Origin of the sequence: Mycobacterium malmoense (genome assembly GCF_019645855.1) — a bacterium.
GTDB lineage: Bacteria > Actinomycetota > Actinomycetes > Mycobacteriales > Mycobacteriaceae > Mycobacterium > Mycobacterium malmoense.
In genome coordinates, this window is sequence record NZ_CP080999.1 from 1,271,871 (window position 1) to 1,287,596 (window position 15,726).

Sequence of the window (15,726 nt, forward strand, 5' to 3'; positions counted from 1 at the left end):
TCATAGGTGGTCATGGGCGCGGATGTCCGCGGTGATCGCGCCGGTCAGCCGGATCAGGTCCCGTGGTGAGACCCCCACGTCCCAGCCGCGCCGGCCCGCGCTGCAGTACACCCGCTCCCAGGCGAATGCCCCCGAGTCGACGACGGTGGGCAGCGGCCGTCGCTGCCCGAACGGTGACACGGCGCCGACGACGTAACCGGTGGCCCGCTCGGCGGAGGCAGGTTCGGCCATGCTGGCCTTGGCCGCGCCCAGCGCGGCGGCGGCCGCCTTCAGCGACAGCCGGTCCGTCGCGGGCAATATCGCGACGGCGAGCCCGCCCGGCACCGCGATGATCAGCGTCTTGTAGATCTGCTCGGGCGCTATGGCGCCGGCCCGGGTCAGCGCGTCGACCGCCTCGACGCCGAACGAGCGCTCCCGCGAATCGTGATCGAACTTCACGACCTCGTGCGGCACACCGGCTTTGACCAGCGCGGCGATCGCGGGTGTAGCTGAGCCGGCCACGCTTGCGAGCTCAAGGCCCGGTGTACCCCGGCGGGTTGACGCCGTCCACCCAGAAGTCGACGCCGAGTTGCGAACCCGGCACGCAGTCGTACACCGACAGGTCGGTGACGCCGGATTCCACCAACACGTCCTCACACAGCAGCGTGTTGCCGGTGTACTCGCGGGCGGGCTTGTTGAGGATGACGTAGGCCGCGTCGGAGTACACCTCCGGCTTGCGGGCCCGCGCCATCGCCTCGTTCCCGCCGAGCAGGTTTTGCACGGCGGCGGTGGCCACCAGCGTGCGCGGCCACAACGTGTTCGACGCGATGCCCTCGTCGCGCATCTCCTCGGCGATCCCCAGCGCGCACAGCGTCATGCCGAACTTGGCCATCATGTACGCCGTCGGCTTGAGCCACTTGCTCTCCAGCAGGACCGGCGGCGACAACGTCAGGATGTGCGGGTTCTCCCGGCCCCGCAAATGGGGGATGCACGCCTGCGAGACCGCATAGGTGCCGCGCACCTGGATGCCGTTCATTAGGTCGAACCGCTTCATCGGCACCTCGGTGATCGACCCCAGGTTGATCGCCGACGCGTTGTTGACGCAGATGTCGATGCCGCCGAACTGCTCGACGGCCTTGGCCACCGCCGACTCGACCGAATCCGGGTCGCGGACGTCCCCGACGATCGGCAAGGCCTGCCCGCCCGCCTCCTCCAGCTCCTTGGCCGCGGTGAACACCGTCCCCGGCAGCTTCGGGTGCGGCTCGGCGGTCTTGGCGACCAGGGCGACGTTGGCGCCGTCCTGCGCGGCCCGTTTGGCGATCGCGAGGCCGATGCCGCGACTGGCACCGGAGATGAACATGGTCTTGCCGTTCAGGGGCATGGCGTCACACTAACGCGCTGCCGGGATCGGCCGGCCGCGATCCCGCCCCGGAAATAGCGCGCCGGCCGACGCTGTTAAAGGAGTTGGTTTCTGATGCGATTGCGACGGACCCGGGCAGACACTGTCGGGGCCAGCCTTTAGATTGGGAGGAGCAGTCTGGTGTCGACGGCGACGAGCCTGTTGAGCAGTCCGATGGGCGCTGAGCGGTTGACGAGCTTCCTTGCGAGTCCGGTGCTGTCCGGCGTTACCGCAGCAGAAGGGACCGGGTTAATCGAAATGGCCGACCCTGAAGATGTCCGAGACGGCATGACGGAACAAGAGGTTCCCGAGCCTGCGCAGCATGAGGAGACGGACGAGGAGCTGACGGCGCGTTTCGAGCGCGACGCGATTCCCCTGGTGGACCAGCTGTACGGCGGCGCGCTGCGCATGACGCGCAATCCCGCCGACGCCGAGGATCTGCTGCAAGAGACCATGGTGAAGGCCTACGCGGGATTCCGCTCGTTCAAGGCCGGCACCAACCTCAAGGCGTGGCTGTATCGGATCTTGACCAACACCTACATCAACAGCTACCGCAAGCGACAGCGCCAACCGGCGGAGTATCCCACCGAAGAGATCACCGACTGGCAGCTGGCGTCCAACGCCGAGCACTCCTCGACCGGGCTGCGTTCGGCCGAGGTCGAGGCGCTGGAGGCGCTGCCGGACACCGAGATCAAAGAAGCGCTGCAGGCGTTGCCGGAAGAGTTCCGGATGGCGGTCTATTACGCCGATGTCGAGGGTTTCCCTTACAAGGAGATCGCCGAGATCATGGATACGCCGATTGGGACGGTAATGTCACGGCTGCACCGCGGCAGACGTCAGCTGCGTGGCCTTTTGGCCGACGTAGCCAAGGAGCGGGGCTTCACCCGAGGTCAGCAGGCGCACGAGGAGGTGTCGTCATGAGCGAGTTTGCCGGCCCAGCCGGGCCGCGTTCCGACGACAGTCATTCCCACGGCCTTGGCTGTGCCGAAGTGATCGCCGAGGTATGGACCCTGCTCGACGGTGAGTGCACGCCGGAGGCCCGCGAGAAACTGCGTCAGCACCTTGAGGCATGCCCCGGATGCTTCCAGCATTACGGCCTGGAGGAACGGCTCAAGGCGTTGATCGCGACCAAGTGCAGGGGCGAGAAGGCCCCCGAGGGCTTGCGGGAGCGCCTCCGGCTCGAAATTCAGCGCACCACCATCGTCCGGCGTATGCAGTAGCCGTCCCGTCAGGAATTCGGGCGCTTGCCGTGGTTGGCTTTGCTGAACTTGCGGTCGCGCTTTTTACGGCCACGCTTGGCCATCGTCTTCAACCTCCGTTGATTGCTCGTCAAACCGGGCGCCCGGCGCCCGTTAGCTTGTCGCCCAGTGTCTCACGGCGAGCCGCTCGCGTTGTAACGGCCCGCGTGCCGCGGTCCCGACCTCTCCTGTGGTTCGATATACATGAGCTTGATGGACCGGCGGCCGGCATGCGCAAATGGCCGAAATGAGTGGAGTGAAGATGGCGGAGGATGTTCGCGCCGAGATCGTGGCCAGCGTGCTCGAGGTCGTGGTCAACGAGGGTGACCGAATCGGCAAGGGCGACACCGTCGTGCTGCTGGAGTCGATGAAGATGGAAATCCCGGTCCTGGCCGAAGTCGACGGCACCGTCAGCAAGGTGAGCGTGTCGGTGGGCGACGTCATTCAGGCGGGCGACCTCATCGCCGTGATCAGCTAGCCCCCAAAAAATTTGGACCCTCTCCACCTACCGCCGGGGAACGACTCGGACTCGGGAGTGATCGATGTCCACTCTCGGTGACCTGCTTGCCGAGCACACGGTGCTGCCGGGCAACGCGGTGGACCACCTGCACGCCGTGGTCGGGGAATGGCAGCTGCTGGCCGACCTGTCCTTCGCCGACTACCTGATGTGGGTTCGCCGCGACGACGGCGTGCTGGTGTGTGTGGCGCAGTGCCGCCCGAATACCGCGCCGACCGTCCTGCAGACCGATGCGGTGGGCAGCGTCGTTCCCGGCGAGCGGCTGCCGCTCGTCGCCGAGGCGTTCGTCTCCGGCACCGCCGCACGGGAAAGCGGTGCGAGCCAAGAACATTCGTGGCAACTGCCCGGCCCGCACGTCGAGGCCTCCCCGGTGCGGTATGGCGACCATGTGGTGGCGGTCCTGACGCGGCATCAAACCGCGGAAGCGGCCGACCGCACGTCCGGCCAGCTGGAGACCGCATACCGGGAATGCGCCACCGACCTTGTCCACATGCTTGCCGAGGGCACCTTTCCCGACGTGGGGGACGTGGTCATGTCGCGGTCCACCCCGCGAGCCGGCGACGGCTTCATCCGTCTCGATGTCGACGGCGTCGTGGCCTACGCCAGCCCCAACGCGCTGTCGGCCTACCACCGGATGGGCCTGGTGTCGGAGTTGGAGGGCCACAACCTCATCGACGTGACGCGGCCGCTGATCTCGGATCCGTTCGAGGCGCAGGAAGTGGCCGAGCACGTGCAGGACCTGCTGGCCGGCGGGAGGAGCATGCGGATGGAAGTCGATGCCGGGGGCGCCACGGTGTTGCTGCGCACGCTGCCGCTGGTGGTTCATGGCGCCAGCGCCGGTGCCGCGGTGCTGATCCGCGACATCACGGAGGTCAAGCGCCGCGACCGGGCGCTGATATCCAAGGACGCCACCATCCGGGAAATCCACCACCGGGTGAAGAACAACCTGCAGACCGTGGCGGCGCTGCTGCGCCTGCAGGCACGCCGCACGGTCAACGCCGAAGGACGGGAGGCGCTGATCGAATCGGTGCGCCGGGTGTCGTCGATCGCCCTGGTCCACGACGCGTTGTCGATGTCGGTGGACGAACAGGTGAACCTCGACGAGGTCATCGACCGGATCCTGCCGATCATGAACGACGTGGCGTCGGTGGACCGGCCGATCCGGATCAACCGGGTCGGTGACCTTGGCGTGCTGGACTCCGACCGCGCGACGGCCCTGATCATGGTGATCACCGAACTGGTTCAGAACGCGATCGAGCATGCATTCGACCCGGCGGCCCAGGAAGGGTCGGTGACCATCCGCGCGGAGCGCTCGGCGCGCTGGCTCGACGTCGTGGTGCACGACGACGGCCGCGGACTGCCCGACGGGTTCAGCCTGGAAAAGTCCGAGAGCCTGGGTTTACAGATCGTGCGGACCCTGGTGTCGGCAGAGCTGGACGGCACGCTGGGCATGCGGCAAGCCCCCGCCCGCGGCACCGATGTGGTGTTACGGGTGCCGATCGGCCGGCGGACCCGGCTGCTGCTGTAAACGCCGCACCCGAACGCAACAGTGCGGCCCCGACAATCGTCGAGGCCGCACGGTGCGCGAACTGGGGTCAGACCCCGCTGCGGGCCTTCGTCCGGGCGTTGCGACGCTTGAGGGCGCGCCGCTCGTCTTCACTCATGCCCCCCCAGACGCCCGAGTCCTGACCGGTATTCAGGGCCCAGGCGAGGCAGTCCGTGGTCACCGGGCACCGATTGCAGACCAGTTTCGCGTCAGCAATCTGCGCGAGCGCCGGGCCGCTGTTTCCTACCGGGAAGAACAGCTCCGGGTCCTCGTCGCGACAGACCGCCTTGTGGCGCCAATCCATACGTTATTACTCCTCACTGAGTGCGCAGCAAGGCGCACGGCCAATTTTCTTCGCTGTTAACGCGTGCACAAGAAAAGGGTCCGCACCCCTACGTAAGTTTCTGCATGCAACCTTTCGATCGTTTCACAGGCTCAACAGATGTCAATAGTGTGAGTTGCCTCGTGGGCTATCTCACTTCACTGATTTCTTAGTTAAGCCCTTACTCCGTTGTACTACACTAACCGGCCGTTTATCCCGAGGAATTTTCCCGTGAGGTCCGTTATCGCAGCTCAGATATGGTTTTTACCGGGTGGGGCGACCACCGGTAGCGCGTCGGGAACCGACCTGAACGTCATGGTTTCGCGCACGCCGAGGTAATCGCCGTCGAACTGACAGGCGGCTGGGGCGCCGGTCGAGGTGACCTTCAGGCAAGGCGCGTCGTCGTCGCGGACGAGCTGTTTGACGTTCGACTTCGGCCCCTTCGAGAGGATCTGGCCAAGCAGTCTCAGCGTGGGAAACACCTTCATGTTGGTGACCGCGAAGACGCCGAGACCCGACTCGAAGGTGCAGCCGGGGTTGGTCACCAGCGGCCGGTTGTTGCTGTAGGTCCACGGGCTGGTGTTGGACACCCAGGCGAAGTGCACGCCGGGAACGGGGTCGCGGCCGGGTAGCTCCAGCGAGAGCGTCGGTTCGCGTCGGCTGAAGGCAACGGTGATGGGCACCGCCACGCGCCAGTAGCGCAGCGGCGTGACCTTAACGCCCTTGTCGCGCTGCGCTTCCACCGCGGCCACCACCTCCGCGTCGACGCCCATCCCCGCGTTGAGCACGGCCCACCGCTCACCGCAGTCGATCAGCCCGATGCGGCGCCACGTCCGGTGACGGCGGTAATCGTCGAGCAGCTGGATCAGCTGGTTGGTGGCGGCGACCGGGTCCTTGGAAATGCCCAGCGATCGCGCCAGCACATTCGCCGACCCGCCCGGCACCACCGCAACCGCAGGTATCGGCCCCGCCGGCCCGTTGGTGGAGGCGCCCGGCCGCCCGAGCATGCCGTTGACCACCCCGCTCACCGTGCCGTCGCCGCCGTGCACGACGACCAGGTCCACGCCGTCCTCGACGGCGGCTTGTCCCAGTTCGGCGCCGTGGCCACGGTGACTGGTGTGCTCGACGGTGAGTTGCAGGCGGCTTTTGAGCGCGTGCGCCAGCAGGTCGCGGCCGGCCGGAGTGGTGGAGGTGGCTGTTGGGTTCACGATCAGCACGGCGCGCATGGTGCACGAGCTTATGGGGAGCCGCCCGTTCGCGGGGGTGCCGGGAGCCCGCTGACTACGCTGACGCTGTGAATCTCCCCCGTAGGCGGTCGGTCGGTCCACCCGCTCCGGCCGCCGTGCGCGGCGCGGGCCTTATCGTCGCGGCGCAGGGCGTGGCCGCGCTGGTGGTGGCCGCCGTGCTGGTGGCGCGGGGGATAGCCGGAGCCGACCAGCGTGTGGTCAACGGCCTGGGAACCGCGGCCTGGTTCGTCCTCGTGGGCGCCGTGGTGCTCGCCGCCGGCCGCGCGCTGGTGCTCGGCAAGCGCTGGGGCCGCGGGCTGGCGGTGGTCACCCAGCTGCTCCTGCTGCCCGTGGCGTGGTACCTGGCGGTGAGTTCGCACCGGCCGGCCTTCGGGATTCCGGCGGGCATCGTGGCGCTGGCCGCGTTGATCCTGCTCTTCAGTCCCGCGGCGGTGCGCTGGGCCGCCGGCGGCGATCAGCGCGGCCCGGCCAGCTCGGCCAACCGCGGCCCGGACAGCCGATAGGTGGTCCACGCGCTCTGCGGCCGCGCGCCGATCCCCTCGTACAGCGCGATGGCATCGGAGTTCCAGTTCAGCACCGCCCAGGACAGCCGCGTGTAGCCCTTGTCGAGGCATTCGGCGGCCAGCGCGGCCAGCAGCGCACGGGCCAGGCCGCGGCGGCGAAACCTCGGCCGCACGAACAGGTCTTCGAGGTAGATGCCCGCGACGCCGTCCCACGTGGAGAAGTTGACGAACCACAGCGCCATTGCGGCGATCTCGCCGTGAGCCTCGGCGACGTGTCCGTGCACGGTAGGGGGATTACCGAAAAGCGCTGCCGAAATTTGTGTTTCGGTGACGGTGCATTGATCGGCGGCGTGTTCGAATTCGGCCAGCGCGTGGATCATGTCGGTAATAGCGGCGGCGTCTCCCGGTGTGGCGCGACGAACATTGTCCTTCATTGTCCGACTTCTAGCGCGTTCAGTATCGTGGCGAATTTCGTTGTGGTTTCCGCGACTTCGTCGTCGGGGTCGGATTCGGCGACGATGCCGCCGCCGGCGCGCGCGAGGGCGGTGCGGCGGTCCGCCGACAGTTGCGCGCAGCGGATGGACACCACCCAGCGACCGTCGCCGTTGGCGTCGCACCAGCCGACCGCCCCCGCGTAGAAACCGCGGTCGCCTTCCAATTCGGCGATGAGCTCGGTCGCGGCCTTCGTCGGCACCCCTCCGACCGCCGGGGTGGGGTGCAGCGCCAACGCCAGATCGATTGCCGTCGTTGATGTGTCGCGCAGTCGGCCGCTGATCGGTGTGCATAAATGCCAGACCGCCGCGGTGCGGCTCAGTCGGGGCTCGGGGGCGATCGTCAGGTCGTCGCACAGTGGCTCCAGGGCGGCCCGCATGGTGTCGATCACCAACCGATGCTCGTGGCGGTCTTTGGCGGAACCGGCCAGCGCGGCGCCGTTGGCCGCGTCGACGCCCGGGTCGGCGGCGCGGGGGGCCGAACCGGCGAACGGCCGGCACACGACACGCTCGCCGGAGCGCGCGACCAGCAGTTCGGGGCTGGCGCCCACCAGCGCCACGCCCGCGTAATCCTCACCGGCGGCGGTCAGGTCGACGAGATAGCCGTAGGCGGCCGGATCGGCGGCGACGAGCCGGCGCAGGATGACGCGGGCGTCCAGCGGGGCGTCGGCGGCCAGCCGCAGCGCGCGGGCCAGCACCACCTTGCGCAGCGGGTTGCCCGGTGCGGCGAGCTCGTCTCGCGCGCGGCTGATCCTGCCGCGATAATCGGCCGGCGGCGGCACGGCGGCGGCGACGCGCACCGTGGGAAGCGGGCCCGTCGGCCAGTCGGGCGGTCCGTCGGCGGAATGCAGGGCGCCCGGAACCAGCAATGCCGCCGGCATGTCCACGTCGAAAGGCAACGCGCCCAACACTATTGGAGCTTCCCCGCAGCGTAGCGCGGCTTGGGCCGCCCTGACGTTGCCGTAGCGTCGCTGCACCCCGTCGGCGACCAGGGTCCCCTCCGGACCGCACAGTGTGAACGGCGGTTCGGTGTCCAATCGCTCGGCGGCGCTCACCCGGGCGCGATCGCCTGCGGGAGGCCGGTCAATCCGAGCGCGGCGAGCTGTCGCACGCCATGCTCGAACCCGCACACGGCGATCGAGCCGGCGAGCATCCAGAAGCGGCTGCCCTCGACGAGCGGCAGCTCGACCCAGCGCGTGATCACCGCGCGGGAAAAGTGGCTGTGGCCCACGAACAACACGTCGCGCGAGGCCATGTGCTCTAAGGCCAGCGCGACGGCCCGGTCAGCGCGGTCGCTGACTTGCGCCACACTCTCGCCGCCGGGGCAGCCGTGCGTCCAGATCAGCCAATCAGGAACCGATTCCCGAATCTGCGGGGTCGTCAACCCCTCGTAGGAACCGTAATCCCATTCAGCAATCAGCGGAGATACCTCGTCGACGGTGAGCCCGGCCAACTTGGCGGTGATCAGGGCGCGTATTCGCGGGCTGCTGATCACCAGCGGGTCAGCGAGTTTCAGTTCACGCAGAACGCGCCCGGCAAGCTCGGCCTCAAGCCGGCCGACATCGGTCAGCTCGATGTCGGTGCGGCCCGTGTGCTGGCCGGATTTCGACCACTCGGTCTCGCCGTGGCGGAGCAGCACCAGTCGGTGGTTATGCAGGCCCATGTCGACCGATTCTGCCGGATGACATATCGGGCCCCGCGGGAGTCACTGCCCGAAGCGCACGGCGACCGAACATGCCAGGATGGGCACTGTGACCGCGCGGCGACGATGCAGAGGGGAGCTGCGCTCGTGACTAAGACCCGGGTACTGGCGGTGGCCAACCAGAAGGGCGGCGTGGCCAAGACGACGACGGTCGCCTCGCTGGGTGCGGCGATGACCGATGCGGGTCGCCGGGTGCTGCTTGTCGACCTGGACCCGCAGGGTTGTTTGACCTTCTCGCTGGGCCAAGATCCCGACAAACTGCCGGTGTCCGTGCACGAGGTCCTGCTCGGTGAGGTCGAGCCAAACGCCGCGCTGGTCTCCACGATCGAGGGAATGACGTTGCTGCCCGCCAACATTGACCTGGCCGGCGCCGAGGCGATGCTGTTGATGCGGGCGGGCCGTGAATATGCGCTCAAACGCGCGCTGGCCAAGCTCTCCGGCCAGTTCGACGTGGTCATCATCGACTGCCCGCCGTCGCTGGGTGTGCTGACCCTCAACGGGCTGACGGCCGCCGACGAGGTCATCGTGCCGCTGCAGTGCGAGACGCTCGCGCACCGCGGCGTCGGCCAGTTCCTGCGTACGGTCGCCGACGTCCAGCAGATCACCAACCCGGATCTGCGGCTGCTGGGCGCGTTGCCGACGCTGTACGACTCCCGCACCACCCACACCCGTGACGTGTTGCTCGACGTCGCCGACCGCTACGACCTGCCGGTGCTTGCCCCGCCGATCCCGCGCACGGTGCGATTCGCCGAGGCCAGCGCCTCGGGGTCGTCGGTGATGGCGGGGCGGAAGAACAAGGGCGCGGCGGCGTACGCCGAGCTGGCGCGGGCGTTGCTCAAGCACTGGAAGACGGGCAAACCGCTGCCGACGTTCGCCGTCGAGGCCTAGTTCAACCGCGAGCTGCGGGCCCACCCGCTCGCGAGCAGACGCAGAGTCGCACGCTGACGCGCGATTTCGTGCGACTCTGCGTCTGCTCGGCCGCGCCCCAGAAGCGTCAGCCCAGGGCCACCACGGTGTCGCCGCGCTGCTCGAAGACCCTGGATCCCGAAACGGCCGGGATCACCGCCGAACCGCTGGGCGCGCGGTGCACCGGAATGTAGCGTTCGTTCGCGCCGCTGACCGGGTCGTAGACACCGATCGCGCCGGTGACCGGCACCAGCAACCGGCCGGCCATCATCGCGGCGGGCCCCAGCGGCGCCGTCGTCTCGCCCGCGGCGATGGTGTAGCGCAGCGTCAGGTTGCTCGCCTCGAAGACCATCAGCGAATCGCCCGTCCACCAGGTCACCAGGTTGCCCGCCTGCGACACCGCCGCCGAGCTCGACGGCGGCTTGGCCAGCAGCGTGCTCGACACGGTGGTGCCGGCCTCGTCGACGACCTCAACCCGGGGCTGCGGCGCGGGTAGATACACCGCCGTGTTGTTCTCCCAGACGGTCAGCACGCGGGCACCCGAATCCGCCCGGATCCCGGGTTCGGCCACGACGTGCTGTTGGGGCTCGTCGTCGTCCTTGCCCGGGCGCAAAAGGACAAGCCGCAGGTCCGCCTCGTTCGCGCAGCTCTCCAGCACCGACACCGCCGCCGAGCTGGCCGCCGCCGAGACCAGTCTGCATCCGGAGTGCAGTCCCCGCGCCGACGGTTTCACCCGCGCGTCGGTCTCGCCGTAGGCCAGCATCCTGACCATGTCGGAGCGCCACAGTTCCAGGCGGGTGTCGCCGACCGACAACACCGTGGTGCCGTCGGAGGAGAGGCGCACGCGCGGATCGGCGTAGCCGCTGCGGGCGGCCCCGCGGCGACCCGTGGCCCCATCGAGGGTGCTGACCTGCCCGCATCCGCGGTCGTCGCGGTAGACCGCGACGGCGTAGTGGTAGACCCAGGAGATCCCGCACAGGCCGCTGTCGCGGGCGTAGCTCCAGCGGGACTGGCCCGTGCCGGGGTCGCGCCCGTCAACTTGGCGGCCGTCGCCGGTGGCCACCGTCCCGCTCACCACCACAGGCGCGGTGGTGGCGGGGCTGGCGGCGGTCCACAGCTGATTCAGGGTGGCCGGCACCTGCCGGGCCGGGGTCGGGGTGGGCGCCGGAACGGCGGCCGGCCGGCTGATGGTGGCCCGGGCGTCGCTGGTCCACCAGATCAGCGAGGCGGCTACCGCAACGGCGACCGCGATCGCCGCGGCGGCCACAAGGTCGCCCTTGGTCCGGCGTTCGGGTCTGACCATGCGCCAGCGCGAAACTCAGTTGGCGTGCGCGGCGGCTGCGGGGGCTTGAGCAGGCTTGCGGCGCCGTCGGCGGCGCCGGCTGGTTTCGGGATTACCGGAGGCGGATGGCGTGCTCGCGGCCGCCTCACCGCCGGTGGGGTGTCCGGTCACGGGCTGGCCACCGCGGGTGCGGCGACGCCGGGAGCCGTTGCGGGTGCGCGACTGCTCGTCACGCTCGGTGTCGCGGCGCTTGACCGGCGACTTGCGCGGCGCGCCGACCGTGCCGTCCGCTTCGGCGGGGATGCCCAACTCGGTGTACAGGTGCGGCGAGTTGGAGTAGGTCTCGGTCGGATCGGGGGAGTCCAGGCCCAGCGCCTTGTCGATCATCGTCCAGCGGGGCAGGTCGTCCCAGTCGACCAGGGTGACCGCGACCCCGGTGCGGCCGGCGCGGCCGGTGCGCCCGATGCGGTGGACGTACATCTTCTCGTCCTCGGGGCACTGGTAGTTGATGACGTGGGTGACGTCGTCGATGTCGATGCCGCGGGCTGCCACGTCGGTGGCGACCAGCACGTCGATATTGCCGCCGCGAAAAGCCTTGAGCGCCTTCTCGCGGGCGATCTGACCAAGGTCACCGTGTACGGCGCCCACCGCGAAACCGCGCTCGGCCAGTTCGTCGGCGACCTTCTGCGCGGTGCGCTTGGTGCGGGTGAAGACCATTGTCGCGCCGCGCTCGCGGGCCTGCAGCACCCGGCTGACCAGCTCCACCTTGTCCAGCGCGTGGGCGCGGTAGACGAACTGCTCGGTGGTGTCGTGCACCGCCAAGGAGTGCGGCGCCTCCGCCCGGATATGGGTGGGCTGGTCCATGAACGTGCGGGCCAGCGTGATGATTGGGCCCGGCATGGTCGCCGAGAACAGCATCGATTGCCGGTCGGCGGGGATCTGCCGCAGGATGCGCTCGATGTCGGGCAAAAAGCCGAGGTCGAGCATCTCGTCGGCCTCGTCGAGCACCAGCATCGACAGCCCGCCGAGTTGCAGGTGCCCCTGCTGGGCGAGGTCGAGCAGCCGGCCGGGGGTGCCGACCACGACGTCGGCGCCGGCGCGCAGCGCCTCGATCTGCGGTTCGTAGGGGCGTCCCCCGTAGATGGGCACCACCGACAGTGCCCGTTCACCGGCGGCTCCGTCTTTTTGGGCGGTCAGGTACTTGGCGGCGGTGGCCAGGTCATCGGTGACCTGCAGGCACAGCTCCCGGGTGGGCACCACGACCAGCGCGCGGGGTGTGCCGGTGAGCGGCATGGCGCCGGTCGTGATGCGCTGCAGGAGCGGCACGCCGAACGCGAAGGTTTTGCCCATGCCGGTGCGGGCCTGGCCGATCACGTCGTCACCGGCCAGGGCCAGCGGCAGGGTCAGTTCCTGGATGGCAAAAGGATGCTCGACGCCTTCTTCGGCCAGTGCGCGGACAATTTCGTCGCGAACGCCAAGCGTGGCAAATGTTGTTTCAGGGGTCAGTTCAGTTGTGCTTGTCAATGCGGTCATATGTGGATAACGGGCCTCTCGGTGACGGTATCGGTGTTGTGTCGGTGTTTCTCTGTCGCGGTCACGCGCGCACAAGTTCCGACTCCGAATACGTCGCCGAGGCGCGGCCCCTGCTCAGCCCGGGCGGGCTCAGGCCAGGTGGGCCAGCTGTGCACGCACATTTCGCCGGTAGTGGCGGTAGGAAGAAATACAGCCATTACCTACTTGCATGATAGCCGGTCGACAGCTGGTGCCCATTTTCCTCTAACTTCGCCGACTAGAGTGTTGCCATGACCTCGCCCTCCCCGGCGCCCTCCTCGGCCGATCAAGTGGACCAGTCGCCCACGTCACGGCTGCCGGCGGATCATCCGGGCGTCAACGAACTGTTCGCGGTGCTGGCCTACGGCGAGATAGCCGCGTTCTACCGGCTCACCGACGAGGCGCGCATGGCCCCCGACCTGCGGGGACGGATCTCGATGGCGAGCATGGCCGCCGCCGAGATGCAGCACTACGAGCTGCTGCGCGACGCCCTGGAAAGCCGCGGTGTCGACGTGGTGGCGGCGATGTCGAAATACGTCTCGGCGCTGGAGAACTACCACCGGCTGACCATGCCGAGCACCTGGCTGGAAGCTTTGGTGAAGACCTATGTCGGCGATGCCCTGGCCGCCGACCTCTACCTGGAGATCGCCGACGGGCTGCCCGACGAGGTCGCCGACGTCGTGCGGGCGGCGCTGGCCGAGACCGGGCACTCGCAGTTCGTCATCGGCGAAGTGCGCGCCGCCGTGACCGCCAGCGGCAAACAGCGCAGCCGGCTGGTGCTGTGGTCTCGTCGTCTGTTCGGCGAAGCGATCACCCAGGCCCAGTATCTGCTGGCCGACCACGATGAGCTGGTCGACCTGGTGGTATCCGGTCCCGGTGGCCTGGGCCAGCTTGGCGCGTTCTTCGACCGTCTGCAGCAGACGCACGACCGGCGGATGCGCGAACTCGGCCTGAGCTAAGTCTCTATCCCCTTAGCGCGTGCAGGTCGCCACGATCCCGTTGCTGGCCGACGTCAGCACCGTTTGACCGGCGGCATTGACGATCGAGCAATTGAGCCGGCCATAGAAGCTGGTCGCGACGACCGACTCGGTCTGCACGCCGGGGTTCAGCACGATCATCTTCGACCATGGCAGCGACACGTTGAACTCGGTCTGCGGGTAGCCGCGGGCATCGGTGTAGACCACGTTCACCAGGTCCAGGAGCTGTTTGGTCCCGGTCACGGTGTAGATGACGGTGCGTGGATTCAGCGCGGCCGATGGCGGGCCCGTCGGCGGCGGCGCGGCCGTGGGCGTTAGCGCCGGCCGCGTGGTGGGCAGTGCGCTGGGCGGCGGCACCGTGGTGAAGGTCTCCGGCGGTAATTGAGGCGCCCGAACGGTGCTGGGCGGTGACGTCGTCTTGGGTGCCGGGGGCGCCGAGGTCAGCGTTCGGGGGGCCGGCGCGACGGTGGCCTTGGTCGAGGCGCTGTCGCCGCTGTTGATGATGACGGCGGTCGCGATCGCGCCGATGGCGACGACGGCGCCAAGAATCGCCGTGACCGGGCGCCAGCGAAACTCGGCCGGCCAGCCGGTCCAGCTGTAGTCGCCGTCGGGGTAGGAGTCGGGTTCGTAAATCTCGCAGGTGTCGTCGTCCGGGTAGTCCCGAACCTCGTCAAGATGGGGCAGTGTGGTACCCATGGTGCCGAAGTTAGCCATGCGAAACCACGGGTTGGGCATCGAACGCGGGTATGAGACCAGCTGGAAGCTAATCGTTATCTGCTCGCAACCGGCGTTTCGCTTACCGCGAACCCGCGGTGGGGGGCTGTCGGGGATGCGGGCCCGCCGCGTCCACTAGCCTGCTGCTGACACGTCTGACGACTTCAATGCCTTCAAAACCAACGGAAGGGGCCACCGTGGAGGTCAAAATCGGTATCACGGACAGTCCGCGCGAGCTGGTCTTCTCCAGTGCGCAGACACCCGCTGAAGTCGAGGAACTCGTTACGGCCGCGCTGCGCGACGGCTCGGGCCTGCTCGGCCTGAGCGACGAGCGGGGCCGTCGCTACCTGATCCATTCCACCAAGATCGCCTATGTGGAAATCGGTGTGGCCGACGCCCGTCGGGTCGGCTTCGGAATCGGGGCGGAATCGGCCACCAGGGCCGCGGGGAAAAGCCGCTAGGAGCGGGCAAGCGGCACGTGTGACAGCCCGCCCCAGGCGAACTGAACGGTGCCGTCGACGGCGTCCGACTTGGAAATCGGGCGGTTGGCGTCCAGCCAGTACCTGGCGCAGTCGACGCTGATGCCGACCAGGCCCACCGCGATCATCCGGGCGCGGTGGGGGTCGAGCCCGGAATCGGCGCTGATCAGGGCGAACACGGCGTCGGTGCACGACTCGGTGGCCACCCGGACCTGCGCGGCGACCTCGGGCTCGGTGACGTAGTCGTTCTCGAAAATCAGCCGGTACCCCTGGCTGTCGTGCTCGATGAAGTCGAAGAACGCCTGAACGGCCGCGTGCAACCGCCGCCGGTTGTCGGTGGTCGTGCGCAACGCCTGCCGCACGCCCGACACCAGGTTGTCGACGTGCCGCGCAAGCACCGCCAAATACAGCTCCAGCTTGCTCGCAAAGTGTTGATACAGAACGGGTTTACTGACCCCCGCCCGTTCGGCGATCTCGTCCATTCCGGTCGCGTGGTAGCCGTGGTCGACGAAGACGTCGCTGGCGACAATCAGCAATTGGCCACGACGCTCGTCCCGGGGCAACCGGTTGCCCCGGCGGTTGGCGGGCGCCACGCCGCCTTTCGGCCGACCGCGGTCAGCCGGTTTGACGGCGTGCCGGGCGTCTGCCTTGGCGAGATCGCTCATCGAGTCCTCATCTGATCGTTGGCAACTGGCCGTCGGACACCCCGGGGCCAGTCGCGCGCGGCTCGTCGCACAGACATTACTACCCGTGCCGGCTTTGTGACCGACATCATCGTCGTTGCCGCTGGCAGAGACGGTGTCGGGCGGTGCATTCGGGCGCGCCACGGGCGGCCTTGAGCTTCGGTGGGTGCCGGCTGTGCCATCCTGGGGA

Annotated in this window: 20 protein-coding genes; 8 read left to right on the forward strand and 12 right to left on the reverse strand. The window is 68.4% G+C overall.

What is annotated here, in order from left to right:
• Positions 1 to 501 carry an aminoacyl-tRNA deacylase gene (locus K3U93_RS06000; RefSeq protein ID WP_083010246.1) on the reverse strand — a complete coding sequence of 167 codons (501 nt, stop codon included), beginning with the start codon at positions 499 to 501 and terminating at the stop codon, positions 1 to 3.
• A 10-nt stretch (positions 502 to 511) separates the two neighbouring features.
• Entirely contained in the window at positions 512 to 1,360 is an 849-nt protein-coding gene (locus K3U93_RS06005; RefSeq protein WP_083010247.1) for an SDR family oxidoreductase, read from the reverse strand.
• Positions 1,361 to 1,666: 306 nt separating this feature from the next.
• Between K3U93_RS06005 and K3U93_RS06010 the strand changes: the two genes are divergently transcribed.
• Together K3U93_RS06010 and rsrA are read left to right on the forward strand one after the other, a co-directional pair.
• The gene (locus K3U93_RS06010; RefSeq protein WP_176219940.1) at positions 1,667 to 2,299 is read left to right on the forward strand and encodes a sigma-70 family RNA polymerase sigma factor; all 633 of its coding nucleotides are present in this window, start codon (positions 1,667 to 1,669) and stop codon (positions 2,297 to 2,299) included.
• Positions 2,296 to 2,598 carry a mycothiol system anti-sigma-R factor gene (gene rsrA, locus K3U93_RS06015; RefSeq protein WP_071510947.1) on the forward strand — a complete coding sequence of 101 codons (303 nt, stop codon included), beginning with the start codon at positions 2,296 to 2,298 and terminating at the stop codon, positions 2,596 to 2,598. Before K3U93_RS06010 ends, rsrA begins: the two co-directional genes overlap by 4 nt.
• An 8-nt stretch (positions 2,599 to 2,606) precedes the next feature.
• On the opposite strand, the gene K3U93_RS25625 is transcribed toward rsrA, so the two are convergent.
• Positions 2,607 to 2,681 (reverse strand): 50S ribosomal protein bL37, encoded by a 75-nt coding sequence (locus tag K3U93_RS25625; RefSeq protein ID WP_139796895.1) that lies wholly within the window; start codon positions 2,679 to 2,681, stop codon positions 2,607 to 2,609.
• 197 nt (positions 2,682 to 2,878) lie between these two features.
• Here K3U93_RS25625 and K3U93_RS06020 point away from each other — a divergent pair, with 197 nt between their 5' ends.
• Both K3U93_RS06020 and K3U93_RS06025 read left to right on the forward strand, forming a co-directional pair.
• Positions 2,879 to 3,094, forward strand: a complete 216-nt coding sequence (locus tag K3U93_RS06020; RefSeq protein ID WP_083010349.1) for a biotin/lipoyl-binding carrier protein — start codon at positions 2,879 to 2,881, stop codon at positions 3,092 to 3,094.
• Between the two features lie 64 nt (positions 3,095 to 3,158).
• Positions 3,159 to 4,661, forward strand: a complete 1,503-nt coding sequence (locus K3U93_RS06025; RefSeq protein WP_071510945.1) for a sensor histidine kinase — start codon at positions 3,159 to 3,161, stop codon at positions 4,659 to 4,661.
• Between the two features lie 67 nt (positions 4,662 to 4,728).
• On the opposite strand, the gene whiB1 is transcribed toward K3U93_RS06025, so the two are convergent.
• Positions 4,729 to 4,983 carry a transcriptional regulator WhiB1 gene (whiB1, locus tag K3U93_RS06030; protein WP_071510944.1) on the reverse strand — a complete coding sequence of 85 codons (255 nt, stop codon included), beginning with the start codon at positions 4,981 to 4,983 and terminating at the stop codon, positions 4,729 to 4,731.
• Between the two features lie 269 nt (positions 4,984 to 5,252).
• On the reverse strand, positions 5,253 to 6,227 hold the full coding sequence (locus K3U93_RS06035; RefSeq protein ID WP_083010249.1) for a diacylglycerol/lipid kinase family protein: 975 nt from the start codon (positions 6,225 to 6,227) through the stop codon (positions 5,253 to 5,255).
• A gap of 68 nt (positions 6,228 to 6,295) precedes the next feature.
• On the opposite strand from K3U93_RS06035, the gene K3U93_RS06040 reads away from it, so the two are divergent.
• Entirely contained in the window at positions 6,296 to 6,751 is a 456-nt protein-coding gene (locus tag K3U93_RS06040; RefSeq protein ID WP_083010250.1) for a hypothetical protein, read from the forward strand.
• Here the strand turns inward: K3U93_RS06040 and K3U93_RS06045 are convergent.
• From K3U93_RS06045 to K3U93_RS06055, 3 genes are read right to left on the reverse strand one after another with little or no spacing between them, the layout of a single operon-like run.
• The gene (locus K3U93_RS06045; RefSeq protein ID WP_083010251.1) at positions 6,703 to 7,185 is read right to left on the reverse strand and encodes a GNAT family N-acetyltransferase; all 483 of its coding nucleotides are present in this window, start codon (positions 7,183 to 7,185) and stop codon (positions 6,703 to 6,705) included. The genes K3U93_RS06040 and K3U93_RS06045 overlap by 49 nt on opposite strands.
• Positions 7,182 to 8,279 carry an isochorismate synthase gene (locus K3U93_RS06050; protein ID WP_083010350.1) on the reverse strand — a complete coding sequence of 366 codons (1,098 nt, stop codon included), beginning with the start codon at positions 8,277 to 8,279 and terminating at the stop codon, positions 7,182 to 7,184. Before K3U93_RS06050 ends, K3U93_RS06045 begins: the two co-directional genes overlap by 4 nt.
• A 14-nt stretch (positions 8,280 to 8,293) precedes the next feature.
• The gene (locus tag K3U93_RS06055) at positions 8,294 to 8,905 is read right to left on the reverse strand and encodes an acid phosphatase (protein ID WP_071510940.1); all 612 of its coding nucleotides are present in this window, start codon (positions 8,903 to 8,905) and stop codon (positions 8,294 to 8,296) included.
• 126 nt (positions 8,906 to 9,031) lie between these two features.
• Between K3U93_RS06055 and K3U93_RS06060 the strand changes: the two genes are divergently transcribed.
• The gene (locus tag K3U93_RS06060) at positions 9,032 to 9,832 is read left to right on the forward strand and encodes a ParA family protein (RefSeq protein ID WP_083010252.1); all 801 of its coding nucleotides are present in this window, start codon (positions 9,032 to 9,034) and stop codon (positions 9,830 to 9,832) included.
• A gap of 106 nt (positions 9,833 to 9,938) precedes the next feature.
• Here the strand turns inward: K3U93_RS06060 and K3U93_RS06065 are convergent, their stop codons facing one another.
• On the reverse strand, positions 9,939 to 11,153 hold the full coding sequence (locus K3U93_RS06065; RefSeq protein ID WP_083010253.1) for an Rv3212 family protein: 1,215 nt from the start codon (positions 11,151 to 11,153) through the stop codon (positions 9,939 to 9,941).
• A 15-nt stretch (positions 11,154 to 11,168) separates the two neighbouring features.
• A complete protein-coding gene (locus K3U93_RS06070; protein WP_083010254.1) occupies positions 11,169 to 12,665 on the reverse strand; it encodes a DEAD/DEAH box helicase in 1,497 nt (498 codons plus the stop codon).
• Between the two features lie 269 nt (positions 12,666 to 12,934).
• Here K3U93_RS06070 and K3U93_RS06075 point away from each other — a divergent pair, with 269 nt between their 5' ends.
• Positions 12,935 to 13,642 carry a ferritin-like fold-containing protein gene (locus tag K3U93_RS06075; RefSeq protein WP_071512463.1) on the forward strand — a complete coding sequence of 236 codons (708 nt, stop codon included), beginning with the start codon at positions 12,935 to 12,937 and terminating at the stop codon, positions 13,640 to 13,642.
• Between the two features lie 12 nt (positions 13,643 to 13,654).
• Here the strand turns inward: K3U93_RS06075 and K3U93_RS06080 are convergent, their stop codons facing one another.
• Positions 13,655 to 14,209 carry an MmpS family transport accessory protein gene (locus tag K3U93_RS06080; protein WP_420915405.1) on the reverse strand — a complete coding sequence of 185 codons (555 nt, stop codon included), beginning with the start codon at positions 14,207 to 14,209 and terminating at the stop codon, positions 13,655 to 13,657.
• Between the two features lie 362 nt (positions 14,210 to 14,571).
• Between K3U93_RS06080 and K3U93_RS06085 the strand changes: the two genes are divergently transcribed.
• Entirely contained in the window at positions 14,572 to 14,835 is a 264-nt protein-coding gene (locus K3U93_RS06085; protein ID WP_071512464.1) for a DUF3107 domain-containing protein, read from the forward strand.
• Here the strand turns inward: K3U93_RS06085 and fasR are convergent.
• The gene (gene fasR / locus K3U93_RS06090) at positions 14,832 to 15,518 is read right to left on the reverse strand and encodes an HTH-type transcriptional activator FasR (RefSeq protein WP_071512465.1); all 687 of its coding nucleotides are present in this window, start codon (positions 15,516 to 15,518) and stop codon (positions 14,832 to 14,834) included. The two genes, K3U93_RS06085 and fasR, sit on opposite strands and share 4 nt — an antisense overlap.
• Positions 15,519 to 15,726 lie beyond the last annotated feature (208 nt).